Here is an 18,526-nt window from a genome sequence, read left to right as displayed (position 1 = left end):
ACCCAATAACAACCTGACCTACAGCACTTTCTAGACTATTCTATATTTTCAATACTTCTATACGCTGCAATCACTTTCTTAACAAGCTTATGACGAATGACATCTTTATCATCTAAATAGATAATACCAATACCTTCTACATTTTGCAATACCAAAAGCGCTTCTTTTAAACCTGAAATGGTACGACGTGGCAAATCCACTTGGCCTGGATCGCCTGTTAAAAGGAACTTTGCATTCTTTCCCATTCGGGTTAAAAACATTTTCATCTGTGCATGTGTCGTATTTTGTCCTTCATCTAAAATCACAAAGGCATTATCTAAAGTACGTCCTCGCATAAATGCTAATGGAGCTATTTGTATTACGCCCTTCTCCATGTAACTTTCTAACTTTTCATGCGGAATCATATCACGTAAAGCATCATACAACGGTTGCATATAAGGATCTAACTTTTCCTTTAAATCACCTGGTAAAAACCCTAAGTTCTCGCCAGCTTCAACCGCAGGACGCGTTAAAATAATACGCTTAACTTCTTTGCGTTTTAAAGCTTGTACAGCCAAAGCCACTCCGGTGTAGGTTTTACCAGTTCCGGCAGGTCCAATGGCGAATACCATATCATTATTTCGCATACTTTCTACCAGCTTGCGTTGGTTGGCCGTTTGTGCTTTAATAAGTTTTCCGCCAACACCATGTACCAACACTTCATCACTTTTAGCAGACGTTGAGTAATCATCGCTACTTTGACTTGTTAATACACGCTCAATAACGTTTTCATCGAGCTTGTTGTACTTTGCAAAATGCTTCATCAACATGGTCATTCTGCGATCAAACTCTTCAAGTAAATCTTCATCACCATAGGCCTTCAATTTATTACCTCTGGCTACTATTTTAAGTTTAGGAAAATACTTTTTAAGAAGTTCAATATTAGCGTTTTGTGCTCCGAAGAATTCCTTTGGAGATATTTCTTCGAGTTCTAGGATAAGTTCATTCAAAAGCGAGCTACATTTAGTGTGTTAATATGTTTTCTTTTATTAATTTTGTAATTCTGTTGTATACACACAAAGCTAATAATTTTACAACCATAATTCTTAAAAATATATCAACAATCAATTCATGGCTATAATCACTTTAACGACTGATTTTGGAGAGAAAGACCACTTTGTAGGAGCCATAAAAGGATCTATTTATAGCGAGCTTGAACAGATTAATATTGTAGATATATCACATTCTATTTCGCCTTTCAACATTTCTGAAGCAGCATATATTATACAGAACGCCTATAGCAGTTTTCCAAAAGGAACGATTCACATGATTGGTATTGATTCCGAGTTAAGTCCTGAAAACAAGCACATTGCCATCAAATTAGACGACCATTACTTTATATGTGCTAACAATGGTATTATGAGTATGATTTGTGCAGAAATTGCTGCAGAAAAGATTGTTGAGATTAACATACACGATAGAGTTGAAACCAATTTCCCTGTTTTAGATATTTTTGTTAAAGTCGCTTGCCATATTGCACGTGGAGGAACTTTGGATGTTATAGGAAAAGTTATTAACAGTATTAAACCAATTAAAAATTTAATACCGTTTGTAAACGACGAGCAGAATCAAATTATTGGTAGTGTGATCTATATCGATAATTATGGAAATGTGGTAACTAATATTAAACGGAAGTTTTTTGAATCGCTTCAACAAGGAAGAGCATACGAAATATCCGCTCGAAGTCATAAATTTAAAACCATATTTAATAAATACAGCGACATTTTAAACGATGATCAAAAAGAGTCTAAACGCAATATAGAAGGTAAAGGTTTGGTTGTTTTTAACTCCTCTGGTTATATTGAAATTGCAGTGTATAAAAGTAATAATAGTACCGTTGGTAGTGCTTCTACTTTAATGGGATTAAAAACTATGGATACCGTAACCGTTAATTTCTTAAACCCATAAGCTTTGTTAGTAAGAATTGTAAAAATGAGTTTTGAACCGTCTAAGATCGAAGAATTCTTGGCTAACTTTGAAGTTGTTAAAGACAAGATTCGAAATTTTGAAGGCTGTAATTTTTTAGAACTGTACCGCGATCAAAATACAACCAATATCTTTTTTACCTATAGCTATTGGAATTCTGAAGCTGATTTAAATAATTACCGACATTCTGATTTGTTTAAAGGTGTTTGGGCAAATACAAAACCAATGTTTAATGCTAAACCTGAAGCTTGGAGTGTGGATAAGCTCGCTTCGCTTGAGTAGGCAGTCTCAGTTTGCAGTTAAATTGAGTAAAAATAAAGTTAAGATAAAAAATAAACTATTACGTCGCTCAAAAAGACGAGTTGTAGCACGGACAGAACGCTAAAAATCGCTAAGTAAATGAAATTAAAATAATTCAAACATTTCACTTTACACTGAACACTGAACACTGAACACTGAATACTGAACACTGAACACTGAACACTGAACACTGAACACTGAATACTAATCTATGCTAGCAATCTTAAAAAAAGAAATAAACACCTTCTTCGCGTCACCAATCGGTTATTTGGTTATTGGCGTCTTTTTATTACTCAATGGTTTATTTCTATGGGTTTTTAAAGGTGAATTCAACATTTTAGATAATGGATTAGCGAGTTTGTCATCCTTCTTTTTACTCGCACCTTGGATTCTTATTTTTTTGGTACCTGCTGTAACCATGCGCAGTTTTAGTGATGAAAAGAAACAAGGCACTTTAGAATTATTGGTTACTAAGCCTATATCACATTTTCAGATTGTATTAGGAAAATACCTTGGTGCTTTTGCACTTATCCTAATGGCGCTTGTGCCAACCTTATTATATGTTTATACCATTTCACAATTAGGAAATCCTGAAGGTAATCTCGATATGGGTAGCACTATTGGATCTTATTTTGGGTTGTTATTTTTAGTAGGAGCTTATACAGCGATTGGCGTTTTTGCCTCTACCCTTTCCGATAATCAGATTGTGGCTTTTATTATTGCTGTTTTTATCTGTTTCTTTTTCTATTTTGGGTTTGAAGGCCTTTCTAACTATAATATTTTAGACAACCTTGTTTATATGGAAAACCTAGGAATGTCAGCACATTATAATAGTATGAGTCGTGGCGTTATTGACACAAGAGATTTAGTGTATTTTATAAGCATCTCCTTCGCTTTTTTACTATTTACAAAACTCAGAATCCAAAAACAATAACATGATTATTACACCTTTATTAATTATATTCTTACTCATTGTATTTATACTACTGTTTTTGTTTCTAAACACGGTTGATAAACGCAAATGGCTATCTGGCTTAATCAGTTTAGTATTAACGCCTATTGTGTTTTTCTTTATGTTTTATCCGTTTTTAAATATTATAAGCAACTACCATTATCAAAAATATTTTGATAGTGAGGCTTGGACAGAAAGTCCTTCTCTACGTTATGAAATGATTGATAACACAGTTGAATCTGACACATTGATTACTGCTTCAAAAGAACAAATCACCACCCTTTTAGGAAAAGAAGAATGGTTGACTTGGGATGACACAAAAAAAGCACACGACACCAATAAGTGGAATTATGGCCTTGGTATAGAACCCGGTGCGTTTACCGATAAAAGAGAATGTGTAGAAATTACGTTTAAAGATGATAAAGTCATTGCCGTAAGGCCTTATCAAAAAGAAATAACTTTTGAGAATGAAAAAGAATAAATCTATACTATATATAGTCGTTATTATTGTTGGACTCGTTATCGTGAATACGATTTCAAGTTCTGTATATCAACGTTTCGATTTAACCAAAGACCATCGTTACACACTTTCGGATGCTTCAAAATCATTAATCAGCGACTTAGATTCTCCGTTAATTATAGATGTTTTTTTAGAAGGTGATTTCCCTTCTGAATTCAGATTACTTCAAACTGAAGTTAAACAAATTGTAGATGAATTTCAATTAGCATCTAACCAAATATTTGTCAATTATATTGATCCTGTTGAAGATGAAACCACACGCCAACAATATATTGAACAACTTACAAATGCTGGCCTAGAACCCTACATCAACACAGATAACAGCACAGGCAAAGTCACGCAAGACATTATTTTCCCATGGGCTTTTGCGAGTTATAAAGATCAAACATTAAAAATTCCACTTCTAAAAAAAAGTATCACGCAAGGTTTACAAGAACAAATTAATAATTCGGTACAAGCTTTAGAATATGCATTCGCAGACGGTTTTAGTAAACTGGTCAATGCAAAAGCTAAAAAGATTGCAATCTTAAAAGGTAACGGGGAATTAGATGATTTATACATCGCTGATTTTCTAAAAACTGTAAAACCGTATTATAATTTAGCGCAATTTACTTTAGATAGCGTCGCTACGAATCCACAAGGCACCTTAGATAATCTTACATACTACGATTTAATTATTGCGGCAAAACCAAGTGTTCCGTTCACTGAAAATGAAAAGTTAGTTTTAGATCAATATACTATGAATGGGGGTAAAAGTCTATGGCTTACTGAGTCTGTTGTTATGGATAAGGACAGTTTGCTAAATGATGCTGGTACTGGTGTTTCAATTATGCGCGATTTACATTTAAATGATTTCTTCTTCAAATACGGTGTAAGAATCAATCCTACTTTAGTAAAAGACCTCTATTCTGCTCCAATTATGTTGTCTATTGGAGAAGGCAGCCAAGCACAAATGCAACCTATACAATGGCAATATTCGCCTTTGGCAGCATCCAACCCTAATCATTCCATTACTAAAAATTTAAACTTAGTAAAATTTGATTTTGCGAGTCCGATTGACACATTAAAAAATGGTATTAAAAAATCAATCTTATTACAGAGTTCACCAAAATCAAAACTAGAAGGTGCACCAACTACAATTTCATTAGCAAATGTCACTAACTCACCAAATGAAGAAAGTTACAGTCTAGGCCCACAAAATTTAGCTGTGCTTTTAGAAGGTGAATTTTCTTCGGTATATGATCAGCGTGTTCTTCCTTTTAAGGTGAAAAACTTTAAATCTAAAAGTACTGCTACTAAAATGGTCGTGATTTCTGATGGAGACCTTATAAAAAATGAAGTCATTAGAAACAGACCACAAGAATTGGGCTTTGATCAACTCACCGGAAAATCATTCGGAAATAAAGAATTTCTGCTAAATTCGGTGAATTACCTCTTGGACGATTCTGGACTTATAAACATAAGATCTAAAGAAATAAATGTCGCTTTTTTAGATGCGGAAAAAATTAAAGATAATAAATCCACATGGCAATTTATTAATATTGCTTTGCCACTCATACTTTTAGGACTGTTTGGTTTTGTATTTAACTATTTAAGAAAACGTAAATATGCCGCTTAAATTTCGGTCATTTTCATCCTTGATTTCAGACCCTAAAGCGCATAATTTGTTAATAAGTTTGTTTTAAAAAACCCTTCTATTAGGATATATTTGTAATACCAATTAAAAGTATAAAACACATCTATTCAGCATGAAACATCTAACCAAATGAGGTCAGATTTTATCTTAAACTTTCATTAAGGTGTTCTTTGTGTCGGATACAAAACAATTAAGATATAACACATGAAATTCATTGTTTCAAGTACCTATTTATTAAAACAGCTCCAAGTATTAGGAGGGGTTATTAATAACAGTAATACACTACCTATTTTAGATAATTTCTTATTTGAACTAAGCCTATCAAAATTAACGATTTCGGCTAGTGATTTAGAAACGACAATGTCTGCAACAATTGATGTTGAAAGTGATTCTGAAGGCAGCATTGCGTTACCTGCAAGATTACTTTTAGATACCTTAAAGACATTTCCTGAGCAACCTTTAACCTTTGTTGTTGAAGAAAACAATACGGTAGAAATTAGCTCTAATCATGGTAAATATGCTTTAGCTTATGCTGATGGTGCCGAATTTCCAAATGCTGTATCTATTGAAGATGCTAGTACAACAACCATTATGGGAGACATCTTAGCAACAGCAATTAGTAAAACAATTTTTGCTGCTGGTAATGATGACTTAAGACCAGTAATGAGTGGTGTATTCTTTCAGTTTTCTCAAGATAATTTAACCTTTGTAGCAACGGATGCTCATAAATTGGTAAAATATACTAGAAACGATGTTAGCGCAACTGAAACAGCAGAATTCATTATGCCTAAAAAGCCTTTAAATCTTTTAAAGGGTATTTTATCAGGAAGTGATGATGATGTATTAGTAGAATACAACGAATCCAATGCCAAGTTTACTTTTGAAAACTCAGTATTAATTTGTCGTTTAATCGATGGAAAATATCCTAATTACGAAGCGGTAATTCCTAAAGAGAACCCAAATAAATTAGTAATAGACAGAACACAATTTTTAAACTCTGTACGTCGTGTTAGTATTTTCTCTAACAAAACAACGCATCAAATTCGTTTAAAAATCGCTGGTGCAGAATTAAACATCTCTGCGGAAGATATCGATTACTCAAATAAAGCAGAAGAGCGTTTAACTTGTGATTACCAAGGTGATGATATGCAAATTGGTTTTAACTCGCGCTTCTTAACAGAAATGATAAATAACTTAAACTCAGATAACGTTCAGTTAGAAATGAGTTTACCAAATAGAGCTGGTATTTTAACGCCAATTGATGGTTTAGATGAAGGTGAGCATGTTACAATGCTTGTTATGCCAGTGATGTTGAATAATTAAGAGCTTATTTCTTGCAACTTAATTCAATACAAAAAGGCTCACCAATTGGTGAGCCTTTTACTTTCCATATCTTTAACTACTAACTAATAAAATTAAGAGACAATGGATAGCTTGGTAATTCTCCGTTACTAGCTTTTATTGCATTTATAATTGGCATAACAAAAGCCAAAATAGCAACTAATATTAAGGTTAAAATTCCCAATCCAACAACAAAGATTAACGGAATACTAATTATAGAATAGATAAGCATGCTTAATTGAAAATTCAGAATAGATTTTCCATGAGCATCCATACCTTCAACTTGATCTTTTTGAGTTGCCCAAATAATTAAAGGTGCTAAGAGCCCTCCAAAACCTGTAACATAAGTTAATAATTGCGATAAATGTGTTATAACTAATAATTGATTGTCTGTGCGTTTAAGCGTGTGATAATTTGATTCCATAATTGATGATTTTACATTTATATGACGCAAATGGATTTAATTTGTTACACTTCATATATAAAATTAACAAAATTAAGAAATTCCATCCCACTTCCCGAAAACCTCACTTTACTAAAATAGTTTCAGATATGCGTAATCTTTATTAGTTCTTCCCTTTCCGAATGGCAAAATATCCTTAAATTTATTCTCTTATTTTTTTTTAAAATTCTTAACAAGACATCTTTTCACTTTTTGGATATCTTTTAAAGATATAATCTAGATTCTTATGAATATTACAGCTGCATATACCGACCTCTATCAAATCACAATGGCTCAAGTTTACTTTGGCACTAAACCCGATGGACGAGCGGTCTTCGATTATTATTTTCGACATAATCCATTTAAAAGTGGTTATTCTATTTTTGCAGGACTAGAAGATGTTTTGGAAATTCTTGAAACCCTTGAGTTCTCATCATCAGATATTTCATATTTAAAACAAAAAGGGTTTGAAAGCGATTTTCTAGATTATTTAAAGAACTTTTGTTTTAAAGGAAACATTTATTCGAGTAAAGAAGGTGATGTGGTGTTTCCCAACCGACCTATCTTACAAGTGGAGGCTAATATTATAGAAGCACAGATTATTGAGACGCTTTTACTAAACATTCTTAATTTTCAAACTTTGATTGCTACAAAAGCTAGTAGAATACGATTTAGCGCTAAAGACGGAATTTTATTAGATATGGGCTTACGTCGTGCACATGCTACTGGTGGCTATTATGCCTCTAGAGCAGCTGCAATTGGTGGGTTTGACAGCACAAGTAATGTTAAGGCTGCTGAGGATTATAATATACCTTCGTCTGGCACCATGGCACATTCTTTTATACAAAGTTATGACGAGGAATTGAAAGCTTTTCGAGATTTTGCTAAAATGCGACCAGAAAATTGTGTCCTCTTAATTGACACATACAATACTCTTAAAAGCGGACTACCAAACGCCATAACTGTGGCCAAAGAAATGGAGATAGAAGGAGAGCGATTGCTAGGCGTACGTTTAGATAGTGGTGATTTAGCGTATCTATCTAAAAAAACGCGTGCTATCCTCGATGATGCTAATTTAGGTTACGTAAAAATTGTAGCATCGAACCAATTGGATGAATATGTCATAAAAAGTTTGAAAGAACAAGGTGCACCTATTGATATTTTTGGTGTGGGCACAAACCTAGTCACCGGAAAACCAGATGCTGCCATGGACGGTGTTTATAAATTAGCAGAATATAATGATACACCAAGAATTAAACTTTCTGAAAATATTATTAAAACATCGCTACCATTTAAAAAGCAAGTTTACCGAATGATAGACGACAATGGTATGTTTTACGGTGCTGATGCGATAGCACTTTTTTCTGAAGGTGACGTTGATCTTATGGAACACCCTTTTGATACAACAAAAAGTTTAGACCTTAATTCTTTTAAACATGAACCGTTGCTTGAACAAGTCATGAAAAATGGAAAACGAATAGTTCCATCTCGAACTGTGACTGAAATCTCAAAATATTCTCAGTCGCGTTTAGAACAACTTCCTAATGAATACAAACGTTTTCAAAATCCACATATTTACAAAATCGGACTTAGCTCAACACTTAAGAAAGAGCGTGATACTTTAATTAAAAAACATAAATTCTAATTTAGCCTAAAAAATAAAAATTCTACGAATGAAAACGCTACTGATAATTGATGTACAGAATGATTTTATGCCAAGTGGATCGCTTCCTGTTCCCAATGGAGATGAAATTGTACCTGTAATTAATAAGGTTCAAGATAAATTTGATTTGGTAATTGGCACACAAGATTGGCACCCAAAAGATCATATAAGTTTTGCTAGCAATCACGAAGAGAAATCTAATTTTGATGTGATTGAAATTCATAATCAACCACAAACCTTATGGCCAGATCACTGTGTGCAAGGCACAGAAGGCGCAAAATTTCATCCCGGTTTAAATACCGAAAAATTTGAAGCTATTTTTAGAAAAGGAACAGATAAAACTATTGATAGTTACAGTGCCTTTTATGATAATGGCCATTTAAAGTCAACTGGATTAACAGGTTATTTAAAAGACAAAGAAATCACCCAATTGTATGTCTGTGGTTTAGCGGCGGATATTTGTGTTTACTTTTCAATAATTGATGCCTTGCAGGAAGGTTTTTCTTGCTATTTTATTGATGATGCTTCCAAAGCTCTAGATGCTAAAGAATTTGAAACGCTTAAAAAAGAAATGATCGCTAAAGGAATTCAAATCGTAAGGTCGGAATCTTTATAATAGAGACAGCACAATTAGTTCTCTGGTTTTTTATTCATTTTTAAGTAAATCCATTTAGCAAATACAAGTCCTAAAAGACCTCCCAATGCAGATACTACTATATTAATTAATAATCGAAGACCATCAAAATCCCCGTTGTTCATTATAGACCAAGGATCAAAACCTAATCTACCAAAAGACTTGATTAATAAAACACTTCCAAAAACGCCAACTAAAGTATTTCCCTTGAATCCAAACGTATATTTTTTATTAAAATAACCGAATAGATTCGCAGCAATTATTCCTACCAGAATACTAATTAATGAAATTAAAGTGCCTGTCATAATAACATCATTTTATTAATGTCCATAATCCATGTGATCTATTTTCCCACCCATTAATCTTTTTTGAATAATCATATATACGAAAAGAAGAATAAAACCAATAATTCCCCAAGTCATAGCCACAGACAAACCATATTCTGATGCAGCTGTATTGTATATGGTTAAATCCTCGTGAGTATTATTAATGGATGGTAATATTACAGGAAATAATGATGCCAATGACGATGTGATTCCTCCCAAGATTAATAAGGTTGACAATACAAAAGCATGACTATCTTTTTTGATTTTTTTTATAAAAAACAACCCTACTAATCCTATTATATAAATAAAAGGAAACACTAATAAATAAGGCTTATGAATAAAATTATCTAATGAATTAGGGTTCACTATTTGCCATACATATAATGAGAATAATGTCAGCACAGCCAGCGCGATATTCAACTTAAAAATAACACTTTTTAGCTTTGAATTGATTGAGGAATTCGTTTTTAAAATCACCCAATTAGCACCATGAATTGTTAAGGTCACTACAGCAATAAATCCTATAATAATTGTAAACCAATCTATAACTCCAGGGTGCTCTGTTAACGGACTAAAACTACTATCCCATAAAGGCAAGAAAAAATAATGCCCTTCATGAGCGGAAACTCCGTTTTCTACACTTCCTAAATTGACTCCTCTAACAATATTACCCAAAGCGATACCGAAAAACAAGGCTAATAATAAGCTAGAAACTCCAAAGGATTTATCCCAAATATCTTTCCACATTTGATATTTAAACTGTCCTCTAAATTCTAAGCCAATAGCTCTAAAAATAATTAGCCATAAAACAATTATTAAAGGCAGATAAAAGCCACTAAAAACAGAGGCATAAAATGTGGGAAACGCCATAAAAAGCATTCCTCCAGCGGCTACCAACCAAACTTCATTAGAATCCCAAAATAACCCTGCAGACTTTGTAATTACCTCTTTATCCTCTTCTTTTTTAGCAAAGAACAAATGAATGATGCCGGCACCAAAATCATAACCATCTAAAATAAAAAATACAGTTAAAACAATTCCTACCGCGATGTACCAAAATATTTCCATAATTAATGTGTTTTAGGCGTTGGACCTTCGTTAATTGTTTTGCCTACTAAGACTAGAAATAATAAGCCTAGTAACATATATAAAGCAACAAAACCTAATAATGTAAATAAAGTATTACCAGATGATACTGTAGGCGAAATACCATCGCTTGTTCTTAATAAGCCGTAAACTAAATACGGTTGCCTACCCAGTTCTGCTGTGTACCAACCCGTAATGTTTGCGATATATGGAAAGGGCACTAAAAACATGATTGTCCAAAGTAATGGTTTGATATTGTAAAGTTTTTTTCGCCATAAAAAGAACAGCGCTAAAGCCATAACACCAATAAATATAGTTCCTAGACCAACCATTATGTGATACGAATAATATAAGGCAGGTATATTATCTGGCAATTCATCGGCATCAAACTGATCCATACCAGGAATTTGTTTGTGCCATTCTTGATAGGTTAAAAAGCTTAATATATTAGGAACTGCAATCTTATTATCTAACTTTTTTTCGACCATGTTAGGCTGTCCTATTAGAACGATTTCGGCCCCTGCTTCTTCGGTTTCAAAAATGCCTTCCATAGCTGCAAATGTTCCTGGTTGGTATTTTGCAACGTTTTTAGCATTCCAATCTCCTGTCGGAAAAGCAACTAACACACTAGAAATAAGTCCAAATACCACACCTGTTTTTAAAAACAATTTTCCATATTCTGAATGTTTGTTTCTTAAGATATAAAACGCACCTATACTAGACATCACAAAAGCGGACGTTACAACCGATGCCATTTGATTATGCAGAAAAGCAGGCAATAACCAAGGGTTTGTAAAAAGAGCAGAAAAGTTTTCTAATACGAATTTACCATTGTCTAAAATTTCGTATCCAACAGGGTGTTGCATCCAAGCATTGGTAGCTAGGATAAACCAACCACTTGCCCAAGAGCCCAAGAATACTAAAAAACCTGTTAGAAAGTGTAGCTTCTGCCCCATTAACTTTTCACCAAAAATGAATAGCGCTAAAAACGACGATTCTAGAAAAAAGGAGAACATACCTTCCATGGCTAAAGTTTGGCCAATAATGCCTCCTGTTAACTCAGAAAATTTTGCCCAATTGGTACCAAATTGAAACTCCATCGGAATACCTGTAACCACACCCATAGTGAAATTAATGGCAAAAATCTTCATAAAAAACTTTGCTGCATTGTTATATTTATCAATTTTAGTTCTAAGAAATTTCCATTTAAAGTAGACGATCATCAACGATAGTCCCATGGTTAATTGCGGAAAAATGTAGTGAAATGTGATAGTAAATGCAAATTGCAATCTATCGTAAAAGATCATGTCTTCCATATCTGGATTTTAGACTATAAAAATACGAATGAAAAGCCAATAACTACGCAACTTTTGCGACATAAAAAGGCCACCTAAATCACTTTAGACAGCCACAATTTTTCAAATGATTGCATTTATAATTATCTTTCTATTGAATCGTCATCTTTAGGTTTTCCGCTCATCATCATTTTAAGAACAACTCCAACTAAAGTCAGACATACTAATGCAAAAATAGCAATCATTACAACTCCGTTATTCCAATTATTAACAAGTGTCACTGCAGTATTAATCATAATCATGTGTTTAAATTATTACAACAAAAATATAGTACGCAGCTTAATTTAATTATGACATTTATCAGTAAAACCAACTTTAATTAATGTGTATTAATCACATTAATAATATCACTTTCTTGAAGTACACCCGATTGTCTCCAAACTTGCTTACCATTTTTAAATAATAACATTGTTGGCACTCCTCTCACTTGATATTTTGAAGCCAAAGCTTGATTTTTATCAACATCTATTTTTAATATAGTAATACCATCACCCAATTTATCTTTTACTTGTTTTAAAATTGGACTCAACATTTTACAAGGTCCGCACCAATCGGCGAAAAAATCAACTAAAACGGGCTGCTCTTGATTTATTATTTCTGAAAATTTACTCATATCTAACTTAATTTTTTATTGCTAACCAATATATAATATACTTAAGACTAAATTAAACTCCTTATTTCATCTACTGTTGGACTCGGATAGAACGCTATATTAGCGTTACTTAAAGTTTCATTTGTTAGCGCTAATGCTCCTATATGATTTTCGTTTACTTTGAAACTTATAACACTTACATTTTTAAAATTACAGACCAATGCACTCAATATATTGTGGAAACCATCTGTAACAGGGATTTTAATTAAATCCTCATCAATACCTTTTCCTATGGCTTTAACAATCGCTTCTTTTCGAGTCCAAAATTTATAAAACATAGATCTACTGTCTTTACTGCTCTGAATAGTGTCTATTTCGATAATATCGTAGACCACTGGAATAATTTCAGAATAATCAAAGTGTTGATCTATTTTTTCTATATCAACTCCTAACTCACAATTACCAAAGGCAATAATTGCAAAATCACCTGCGTGAGAGACATTAAAAAACAACGTTTTATCTAATGGAAAATACGGTTTATGGTTCTCTCCTTTTTCAAAATAGACTTGTGATACCTCTATACTTTTCTGTTTTGCAATTAAAATTTTAAGAAAACTTCGACAGATAATAAATCGATTTGAATCTCTTAATTGATGATATCTCTGCGCTCTTAGAACTTCTTGTGGTGATAAAAATTTTGATAAAACCTCTATAATATTATAGTATTGCGACAATTCTATTTTAAATAATTTAATAGCTGAATTGTCATATACTGAAGCCTCACCTTGTGCCTGCACAACCTTAGACGATCCACAAAAAAAACGACTTTCTAAATTCTTAATCTTCATTATTTAAAAGTGTTTGAAGTGTTTTACCAAATTCTTCAACAACAGGTGATAAAAACATTTGAGAATGATTCCCTGGTAATATATGATTTTGAACACCTCTTAAGGCTATTTTTTTCCAACCTAAATATTTGTAGTCGTGCGCAAAGTATATTTTATTAGTCGACCTAAACAATTCTACTTTTATATTTTGCGGAACTATATGGTATCTTTTATAAGCCAACGTATGCATCTCATCAATTGTTGCGGAGCGGTTAAACTGTAATTGGTATTGTTTTTCACTTCCATGTTTTAGTTTTAAATATAAGCCAGAAAATTTTATTTTCAATAAGTTAACCCTACGTTTAAAATTAGAAACACTGCTAAACATGTTTAGGCCCATAAAACCTAATTGCCCTACCGCATACAATAAAGAGACTATTTTTTTCTTTTTGGGGTGTGAATAGAAGTAACTTGGATAGACATAACTATCAAATAAAAATAAGCCTTTAATATGTTTCCCTGAAGCCTTCAATTGTTTTACCATTTCAAAAGCGATAATGCCTCCAAACGAGAAGCCTGCTAATGCATAAGGTCCTTCTTTAGTTATATGAGTAATTTCTGAGATATATTGAGATGCCATAGCTTCTACTGTTTCATGTGGCTTTACATCTCCTTTCAACCCTTTAGCTTGCAAAGCGTAAACGGGCTGATCATCGTCTAAAACATTAGCTAAACTATTAAACTTTAAAATATCATAATCAGCACCATGTACAATAAAAAGTGGCTCTTTATGACCATTTTCTCTAATAGGAACCAAAGAATAAGACGTGACGTTGTTTTCAGAATTAGAAAGGTCTGAGGCTTTTAATGAACTATTTCCTTCAGATATTTTCATGTTAACTATCTAATATATTTTGCAAAATTCGTCCTAATTTTTTATCGTTTGGTGGTGAAAGCATGTTAATATGATTTCCTGGTATTTCATGCTTATTAACACCTTTGGTGGCTATTGGTTGCCAACCTAACAACTCTGTATCATGTGCGTAAAAAATATCATCCTCAGCGACTCTTAATAAATCGACTTTTATAGCTAGCGGTAAAATTTGATAACTATCTACAGCTTTATTGTGCATCTGATCTAACTTATATGGCCAACTCTTAACTAGCTTATGCTGATTTTCTTTTCCTAATTTCAGCTTTAAATAGCTGTTCTTAATACCACCTTTAAACAATTGAATTCTCCGATCAAAATTTGCCTTATTACTAAACATTGTTTTAGTCATAAAAACAGCCATTGCCATTCTGTATTTAGTCTTAGCTATTTTCTTTGCAGTAGTGTTAGAACTGTAATAATGTGGGTACACATAACTATCTAATAACACCACCCTTTTAACATCCTTATTTTGTGCTAATAATTGTCTTGCCATTTCAAAAGCAATGACTCCACCAAAGGAATAACCAGCTAAAGTATAAGGTCCTTTAGGATTAGATTTAATAATCTCTGAAATATAATGTGTCGCCATTTCTTCAACTGTACCTAGTGGCTCATCTATACCATTAAGACCTTTAGCCTGAAGGCCATACACAGGCTGATCTGCATCTAAATTATTAGATAACAATTTAAATATCATCACATTATGATCTGCTCCATGCACCAAGTACAATGGTTCTTTTTTTCCTTTTGGCTGTATAGGTACTAATGAATTCCATGTTATAGAATTTTGATCCATATCTAGATAAAGCGCCAATTTCTCTATTGTAGAATGGGTCATTAAAGCAGCCAGTGGTAATCTTTTTCCTGTTTCTTTTTCTAAAAGAGACATTACTCGTACGGCGATTAACGAATGACCACCAAGCTCAAAAAAGTTACTGTAAATACTAATGTTTTTAATCTTTAAACAGTCTTCCCATATGTCCGCAACTAATTGCTCAACAATTGTCCTAGGTGCTGTATGTTCTTCAGAATTATTTATAGATAACGTTGAGTTTTTTAATAAAGTTTTACGATCAATTTTACCGTTTAGCGTTTTAGGAAACTCATTAATAAGGTTTATTTTTTGAGGTACCATGTGAGACGGTAACAAGGCTTTTAAATTAGTTTTCCATTTTTGATCCGAATTCTCTGAAGGACTATAGGATGGACTTGCGATGACAAATGCTTTTAATTGTTCTCCATCCATCATTACAACCGAAGATTCAATATCTTCTAGTGTATTCATAACCTCTTCTATTTCGCCTAACTCAATACGATGCCCTCTTATTTTAACTTGATCGTCTATACGCCCTAAACACAGAACTTCACCTGTATGAAGTAATTTTCCTAAGTCACCGGTACGATATAATATTTTATTTGAAGTCGTTTCAAATGGATTTGGAATAAATTTTTCTGCAGTTAAATCTGATCGTTTCCAATATCCCATAGAAACACCATCACCTGCAATACATAACTCTCCAATCGCACCTGGACTTACTAACATGTTTTGGTCATTAAGTAAATACAATTGCGTATTAGCTATAGGTTTACCGATAGTAATTAAATCATCATCCGCTTTAATTTGTTTTACGGCAGACCAAATTGTAGTTTCTGTTGGGCCGTACACATTCCAAAGTTCATCAACCTTGTTTAGAAGCTTTTTTGATAAAGCTAGAGGTAAAGATTCTCCTCCACATAATGCTTTTAAAGGAAAAGCAGTTTCCCATCCCGAATCTAATAACATTTGCCATGTTGTAGGTGTTGCCTGCATTATGGTAATATTTTCTTTTTTAAGAAGATCTAACATTAAACGACCATCTTTTGCGGTATCATCATCAGAAATAATTAATTCAGCTCCTTTTAAAAGGGGAAGAAATAATTCTAAACCGGCAATATCAAAAGAAATAGTTGTTATTGATAATAATCTATCAGATTCCTTAATACCAGGCTCTTTGGCCATGCTACTTAAGAAATTAACTAAATTTTTATGAGAAACTTGTACTCCCTTTGGTTTTCCTGTAGAACCAGATGTATAAAGTAAGTATGCTATATCATTTTGATTAACCTCAACATTTAATGAATCTTGTGAGAATTCATTCAAATTTGAAAACAAGTCTTCTATTAGTAGTGTTGATGCTGTTGTTTCTAATTTTGAAGCTAATCCTTGTGTGGTTATTAAAACTTTGGATTCAGAATCGTTTATCATAAAATTTAAACGATCATTAGGATAATTTGGATCTAAGGGCAGGTACGCTGCTCCGCATTTCATAATAGCCAATAAGCTAACGACAAGCTCTATAGAACGCGGTAAACAAACACCTACAAAATCACCTTTAGCTATTCCTTTTGACTTTAAACTGTGTGCTAATTGATTTACTTGTAGCTCTAAATCTCTATATGAAATCTCAGTATCTGTAAATTTTAAAGCCTTTTTATTATGAAATTTTTGAGCTTGTTTTATCAATAACTCATGTAATGGTAAATCAGAATACGAGGTAACTGTAGCGTTTAGTTTTTTATAATCAGTATCATCCGTTTTAATTATATCCGAAATAGAGTTTTCTGGATTTTCTACAATTTTTTCTATGATATCCTCTAGAGAATTCATCATTTTTTTAATTGTTGCCCCAGTAAAAAGAGATGCATTATATTGCCATTCTAAAACAAAATCATCTTCTGAACCACTCGCATTTAAAAATATTTCAAAAGCTTCATACGTTCTAGGATTAGCCTTTAATTTAAACGTCAAATCTTTAAAAAAAACTTGATTGCTCATCCCCATATCAATATTAAAGACAACGGGTACTAATGGAATACGAGACGGGTCTCTTGCAATAGGCAATTTTTGAAGTAGTTGACCAAAACTTAATTGTTGATGGTCATATGCATCAAACATTAAAGATTTGCGATTTTTTAGATAAGCATTAAATGGCTGATCTAAAACAACTTTACTTCGTAATGGTAATAAATTAACACAATGTCCTATTAATTGTGTTTTCCCTGTGACTGCTTGTCCGGCTGCAGGCAAACCTAAAACAATATCACTCTGCCCTGTTTGTTTACAGAGAAACAATTCAAAAGCAGTCATTAAAGTTGTTACAAAACTACTACCAACACGTACACCTGTTTTTTTAAGCTTAGCTAATAAATCACTATTTAAAGGAAAGTCTAGGCGATCACTTTTATAATTCCGTACCTCAGGCCTTGGAAAATCCGTTGGCATATTTAGCTCTGGTACGTTAGGCTGGTACTGCTTTAGCCAAAATTGTTCTGTGTCACGAAATTCCTCACTAATTAAAAACTGTTGGTGTTCATCTGCATAATCACTATATGGTATGGGATCTGGAATTTTTAGATTCTCGCTAGATACATTTGAAGAATACAACAACCCCAATTCTTCAATCATAATACCAGTAGACCAACCATCGCATATTATATGATGTGCGGTTAGTACTAATTGATGCTCATTTTTGTTTAATTTAATCAATCCTGCTCTCAATAATGGTCCACTAACCAAATCAAAAACTTTATTAGCATCTGTTAAAATATACTGAGCAACTTTATTCTTTTTTTCGGAATCAGTAAGGTGAGAAATATCATCAAAATCTAAAGGAATAGTCACCTCTTCTAAGACAGTCATAAAACGTCCATCTGTACTAAATATAGCACGCAAAGACTCATGCCTCTTAATCAACTGGCTTATAGCGTCCTCTAAGGCTAATTTATCTAAATCACCATTTAAGACAATAGAAACAGACTCATTATAGGATCTATTAGCGTCCTCACCTCCTAATCTACAACCAATCCAAATTTCAGCTTGCGATTGGGTAGCGTAAATGACCTTTTCAACTTTTGGTCCATCAAAAGGGTTGAATGCTTTTTTATTTATAGTATCAGTTGGTTGTAAAATCATT

General features: G+C 32.9%; 18 protein-coding genes. 8 read left to right on the top strand and 10 right to left on the bottom strand.

Annotated features, from left to right (window positions below):
* Positions 1-35: 35 nt before the first annotated feature.
* Positions 36-989: a PhoH family protein gene (locus DFQ09_RS04690; protein ID WP_115808508.1), complete on the bottom strand. Its 954-nt coding sequence runs from the start codon at positions 987-989 to the stop codon at positions 36-38.
* A gap of 121 nt (positions 990-1,110) precedes the next feature.
* Here DFQ09_RS04690 and DFQ09_RS04685 point away from each other — a divergent pair, with 121 nt between their 5' ends.
* The 6 genes from DFQ09_RS04685 (at position 1,111) to dnaN (ending at position 6,696) form a co-directional block, all read left to right on the top strand.
* Entirely contained in the window at positions 1,111-1,947 is an 837-nt protein-coding gene (locus DFQ09_RS04685) for an SAM hydrolase/SAM-dependent halogenase family protein (protein ID WP_115808507.1), read from the top strand.
* Positions 1,948-1,950: 3 nt separating this feature from the next.
* Positions 1,951-2,247, top strand: coding sequence for a putative quinol monooxygenase (locus DFQ09_RS04680; protein ID WP_115808506.1), 297 nt, complete (start codon positions 1,951-1,953; stop codon positions 2,245-2,247).
* Between the two features lie 229 nt (positions 2,248-2,476).
* Complete coding sequence (gldF, locus tag DFQ09_RS04675; RefSeq protein ID WP_115808505.1) at positions 2,477-3,199, top strand: gliding motility-associated ABC transporter permease subunit GldF; 723 nt, start codon at positions 2,477-2,479, stop codon at positions 3,197-3,199.
* Position 3,200: 1 nt separating this feature from the next.
* On the top strand, positions 3,201-3,698 hold the full coding sequence (locus tag DFQ09_RS04670) for a hypothetical protein (protein WP_115808504.1): 498 nt from the start codon (positions 3,201-3,203) through the stop codon (positions 3,696-3,698).
* A complete protein-coding gene (gene gldG, locus DFQ09_RS04665) occupies positions 3,685-5,355 on the top strand; it encodes a gliding motility-associated ABC transporter substrate-binding protein GldG (RefSeq protein WP_115808503.1) in 1,671 nt (556 codons plus the stop codon). Before DFQ09_RS04670 ends, gldG begins: the two co-directional genes overlap by 14 nt.
* 222 nt (positions 5,356-5,577) lie before the next feature.
* Positions 5,578-6,696: a DNA polymerase III subunit beta gene (dnaN, locus tag DFQ09_RS04660; RefSeq protein WP_020896601.1), complete on the top strand. Its 1,119-nt coding sequence runs from the start codon at positions 5,578-5,580 to the stop codon at positions 6,694-6,696.
* A gap of 79 nt (positions 6,697-6,775) precedes the next feature.
* Here dnaN and DFQ09_RS04655 read toward each other — a convergent pair whose 3' ends face one another.
* Complete coding sequence (locus tag DFQ09_RS04655; protein WP_115808502.1) at positions 6,776-7,138, bottom strand: DUF4870 domain-containing protein; 363 nt, start codon at positions 7,136-7,138, stop codon at positions 6,776-6,778.
* Positions 7,139-7,403: 265 nt separating this feature from the next.
* Between DFQ09_RS04655 and DFQ09_RS04650 the strand changes: the two genes are divergently transcribed.
* The gene (locus tag DFQ09_RS04650; RefSeq protein WP_115808501.1) at positions 7,404-8,801 is read left to right on the top strand and encodes a nicotinate phosphoribosyltransferase; all 1,398 of its coding nucleotides are present in this window, start codon (positions 7,404-7,406) and stop codon (positions 8,799-8,801) included.
* A gap of 28 nt (positions 8,802-8,829) precedes the next feature.
* A complete protein-coding gene (pncA, locus tag DFQ09_RS04645; protein WP_115808500.1) occupies positions 8,830-9,435 on the top strand; it encodes a bifunctional nicotinamidase/pyrazinamidase in 606 nt (201 codons plus the stop codon).
* Between the two features lie 14 nt (positions 9,436-9,449).
* Here the strand turns inward: pncA and DFQ09_RS04640 are convergent, their stop codons facing one another.
* The 8 genes from DFQ09_RS04640 to DFQ09_RS04610 all read right to left on the bottom strand — a co-directional run bounded on the left by DFQ09_RS04640 (position 9,450) and on the right by DFQ09_RS04610 (position 18,525).
* Positions 9,450-9,758, bottom strand: coding sequence for a hypothetical protein (locus DFQ09_RS04640; RefSeq protein WP_115808499.1), 309 nt, complete (start codon positions 9,756-9,758; stop codon positions 9,450-9,452).
* 15 nt (positions 9,759-9,773) lie between these two features.
* Entirely contained in the window at positions 9,774-10,847 is a 1,074-nt protein-coding gene (gene cydB / locus DFQ09_RS04635; RefSeq protein ID WP_115808498.1) for a cytochrome d ubiquinol oxidase subunit II, read from the bottom strand.
* Positions 10,848-10,849: 2 nt separating this feature from the next.
* Positions 10,850-12,181 carry a cytochrome ubiquinol oxidase subunit I gene (locus tag DFQ09_RS04630; RefSeq protein ID WP_115808497.1) on the bottom strand — a complete coding sequence of 444 codons (1,332 nt, stop codon included), beginning with the start codon at positions 12,179-12,181 and terminating at the stop codon, positions 10,850-10,852.
* Positions 12,182-12,303: 122 nt separating this feature from the next.
* The gene (locus DFQ09_RS18850; RefSeq protein ID WP_179349053.1) at positions 12,304-12,456 is read right to left on the bottom strand and encodes a hypothetical protein; all 153 of its coding nucleotides are present in this window, start codon (positions 12,454-12,456) and stop codon (positions 12,304-12,306) included.
* A gap of 83 nt (positions 12,457-12,539) precedes the next feature.
* The gene (gene trxA / locus DFQ09_RS04625) at positions 12,540-12,833 is read right to left on the bottom strand and encodes a thioredoxin (RefSeq protein ID WP_115808496.1); all 294 of its coding nucleotides are present in this window, start codon (positions 12,831-12,833) and stop codon (positions 12,540-12,542) included.
* A gap of 47 nt (positions 12,834-12,880) precedes the next feature.
* Positions 12,881-13,660: a 4'-phosphopantetheinyl transferase family protein gene (locus DFQ09_RS04620; RefSeq protein ID WP_115808495.1), complete on the bottom strand. Its 780-nt coding sequence runs from the start codon at positions 13,658-13,660 to the stop codon at positions 12,881-12,883.
* Positions 13,650-14,534, bottom strand: coding sequence for a thioesterase domain-containing protein (locus DFQ09_RS04615; RefSeq protein ID WP_115808494.1), 885 nt, complete (start codon positions 14,532-14,534; stop codon positions 13,650-13,652). Before DFQ09_RS04615 ends, DFQ09_RS04620 begins: the two co-directional genes overlap by 11 nt.
* Position 14,535: 1 nt before the next feature.
* Positions 14,536-18,525 (bottom strand): non-ribosomal peptide synthetase, encoded by a 3,990-nt coding sequence (locus tag DFQ09_RS04610; protein ID WP_115808493.1) that lies wholly within the window; start codon positions 18,523-18,525, stop codon positions 14,536-14,538.
* Position 18,526 lies beyond the last annotated feature (1 nt).

Origin of the sequence: Winogradskyella pacifica, assembly GCF_003386275.1 — a bacterium.
Lineage (GTDB): Bacteria > Bacteroidota > Bacteroidia > Flavobacteriales > Flavobacteriaceae > Winogradskyella > Winogradskyella pacifica.
This window is presented reverse-complemented; position numbering and strand designations above follow the sequence as displayed.

Coding starts and splice junctions, on each gene's coding strand:
- DFQ09_RS04670 (WP_115808504.1), top strand. CDS start 3,201: ATGATTATTACACCTTTATTAATTATATTCTTACTCATTGTATTTATA.
- DFQ09_RS04615 (WP_115808494.1), bottom strand. CDS start 14,534: ATGAAAATATCTGAAGGAAATAGTTCATTAAAAGCCTCAGACCTTTCT.
- trxA (WP_115808496.1), bottom strand. CDS start 12,833: ATGAGTAAATTTTCAGAAATAATAAATCAAGAGCAGCCCGTTTTAGTT.
- pncA (WP_115808500.1), top strand. CDS start 8,830: ATGAAAACGCTACTGATAATTGATGTACAGAATGATTTTATGCCAAGT.
- DFQ09_RS04610 (WP_115808493.1), bottom strand. CDS start 18,525: ATGATTTTACAACCAACTGATACTATAAATAAAAAAGCATTCAACCCT.
- DFQ09_RS04640 (WP_115808499.1), bottom strand. CDS start 9,758: ATGACAGGCACTTTAATTTCATTAATTAGTATTCTGGTAGGAATAATT.
- DFQ09_RS18850 (WP_179349053.1), bottom strand. CDS start 12,456: ATGATTAATACTGCAGTGACACTTGTTAATAATTGGAATAACGGAGTT.
- DFQ09_RS04655 (WP_115808502.1), bottom strand. CDS start 7,138: ATGGAATCAAATTATCACACGCTTAAACGCACAGACAATCAATTATTA.
- cydB (WP_115808498.1), bottom strand. CDS start 10,847: ATGGAAATATTTTGGTACATCGCGGTAGGAATTGTTTTAACTGTATTT.
- DFQ09_RS04630 (WP_115808497.1), bottom strand. CDS start 12,181: ATGGAAGACATGATCTTTTACGATAGATTGCAATTTGCATTTACTATC.
- DFQ09_RS04620 (WP_115808495.1), bottom strand. CDS start 13,660: ATGAAGATTAAGAATTTAGAAAGTCGTTTTTTTTGTGGATCGTCTAAG.
- gldG (WP_115808503.1), top strand. CDS start 3,685: ATGAAAAAGAATAAATCTATACTATATATAGTCGTTATTATTGTTGGA.
- dnaN (WP_020896601.1), top strand. CDS start 5,578: ATGAAATTCATTGTTTCAAGTACCTATTTATTAAAACAGCTCCAAGTA.
- gldF (WP_115808505.1), top strand. CDS start 2,477: ATGCTAGCAATCTTAAAAAAAGAAATAAACACCTTCTTCGCGTCACCA.
- DFQ09_RS04650 (WP_115808501.1), top strand. CDS start 7,404: ATGAATATTACAGCTGCATATACCGACCTCTATCAAATCACAATGGCT.
- DFQ09_RS04685 (WP_115808507.1), top strand. CDS start 1,111: ATGGCTATAATCACTTTAACGACTGATTTTGGAGAGAAAGACCACTTT.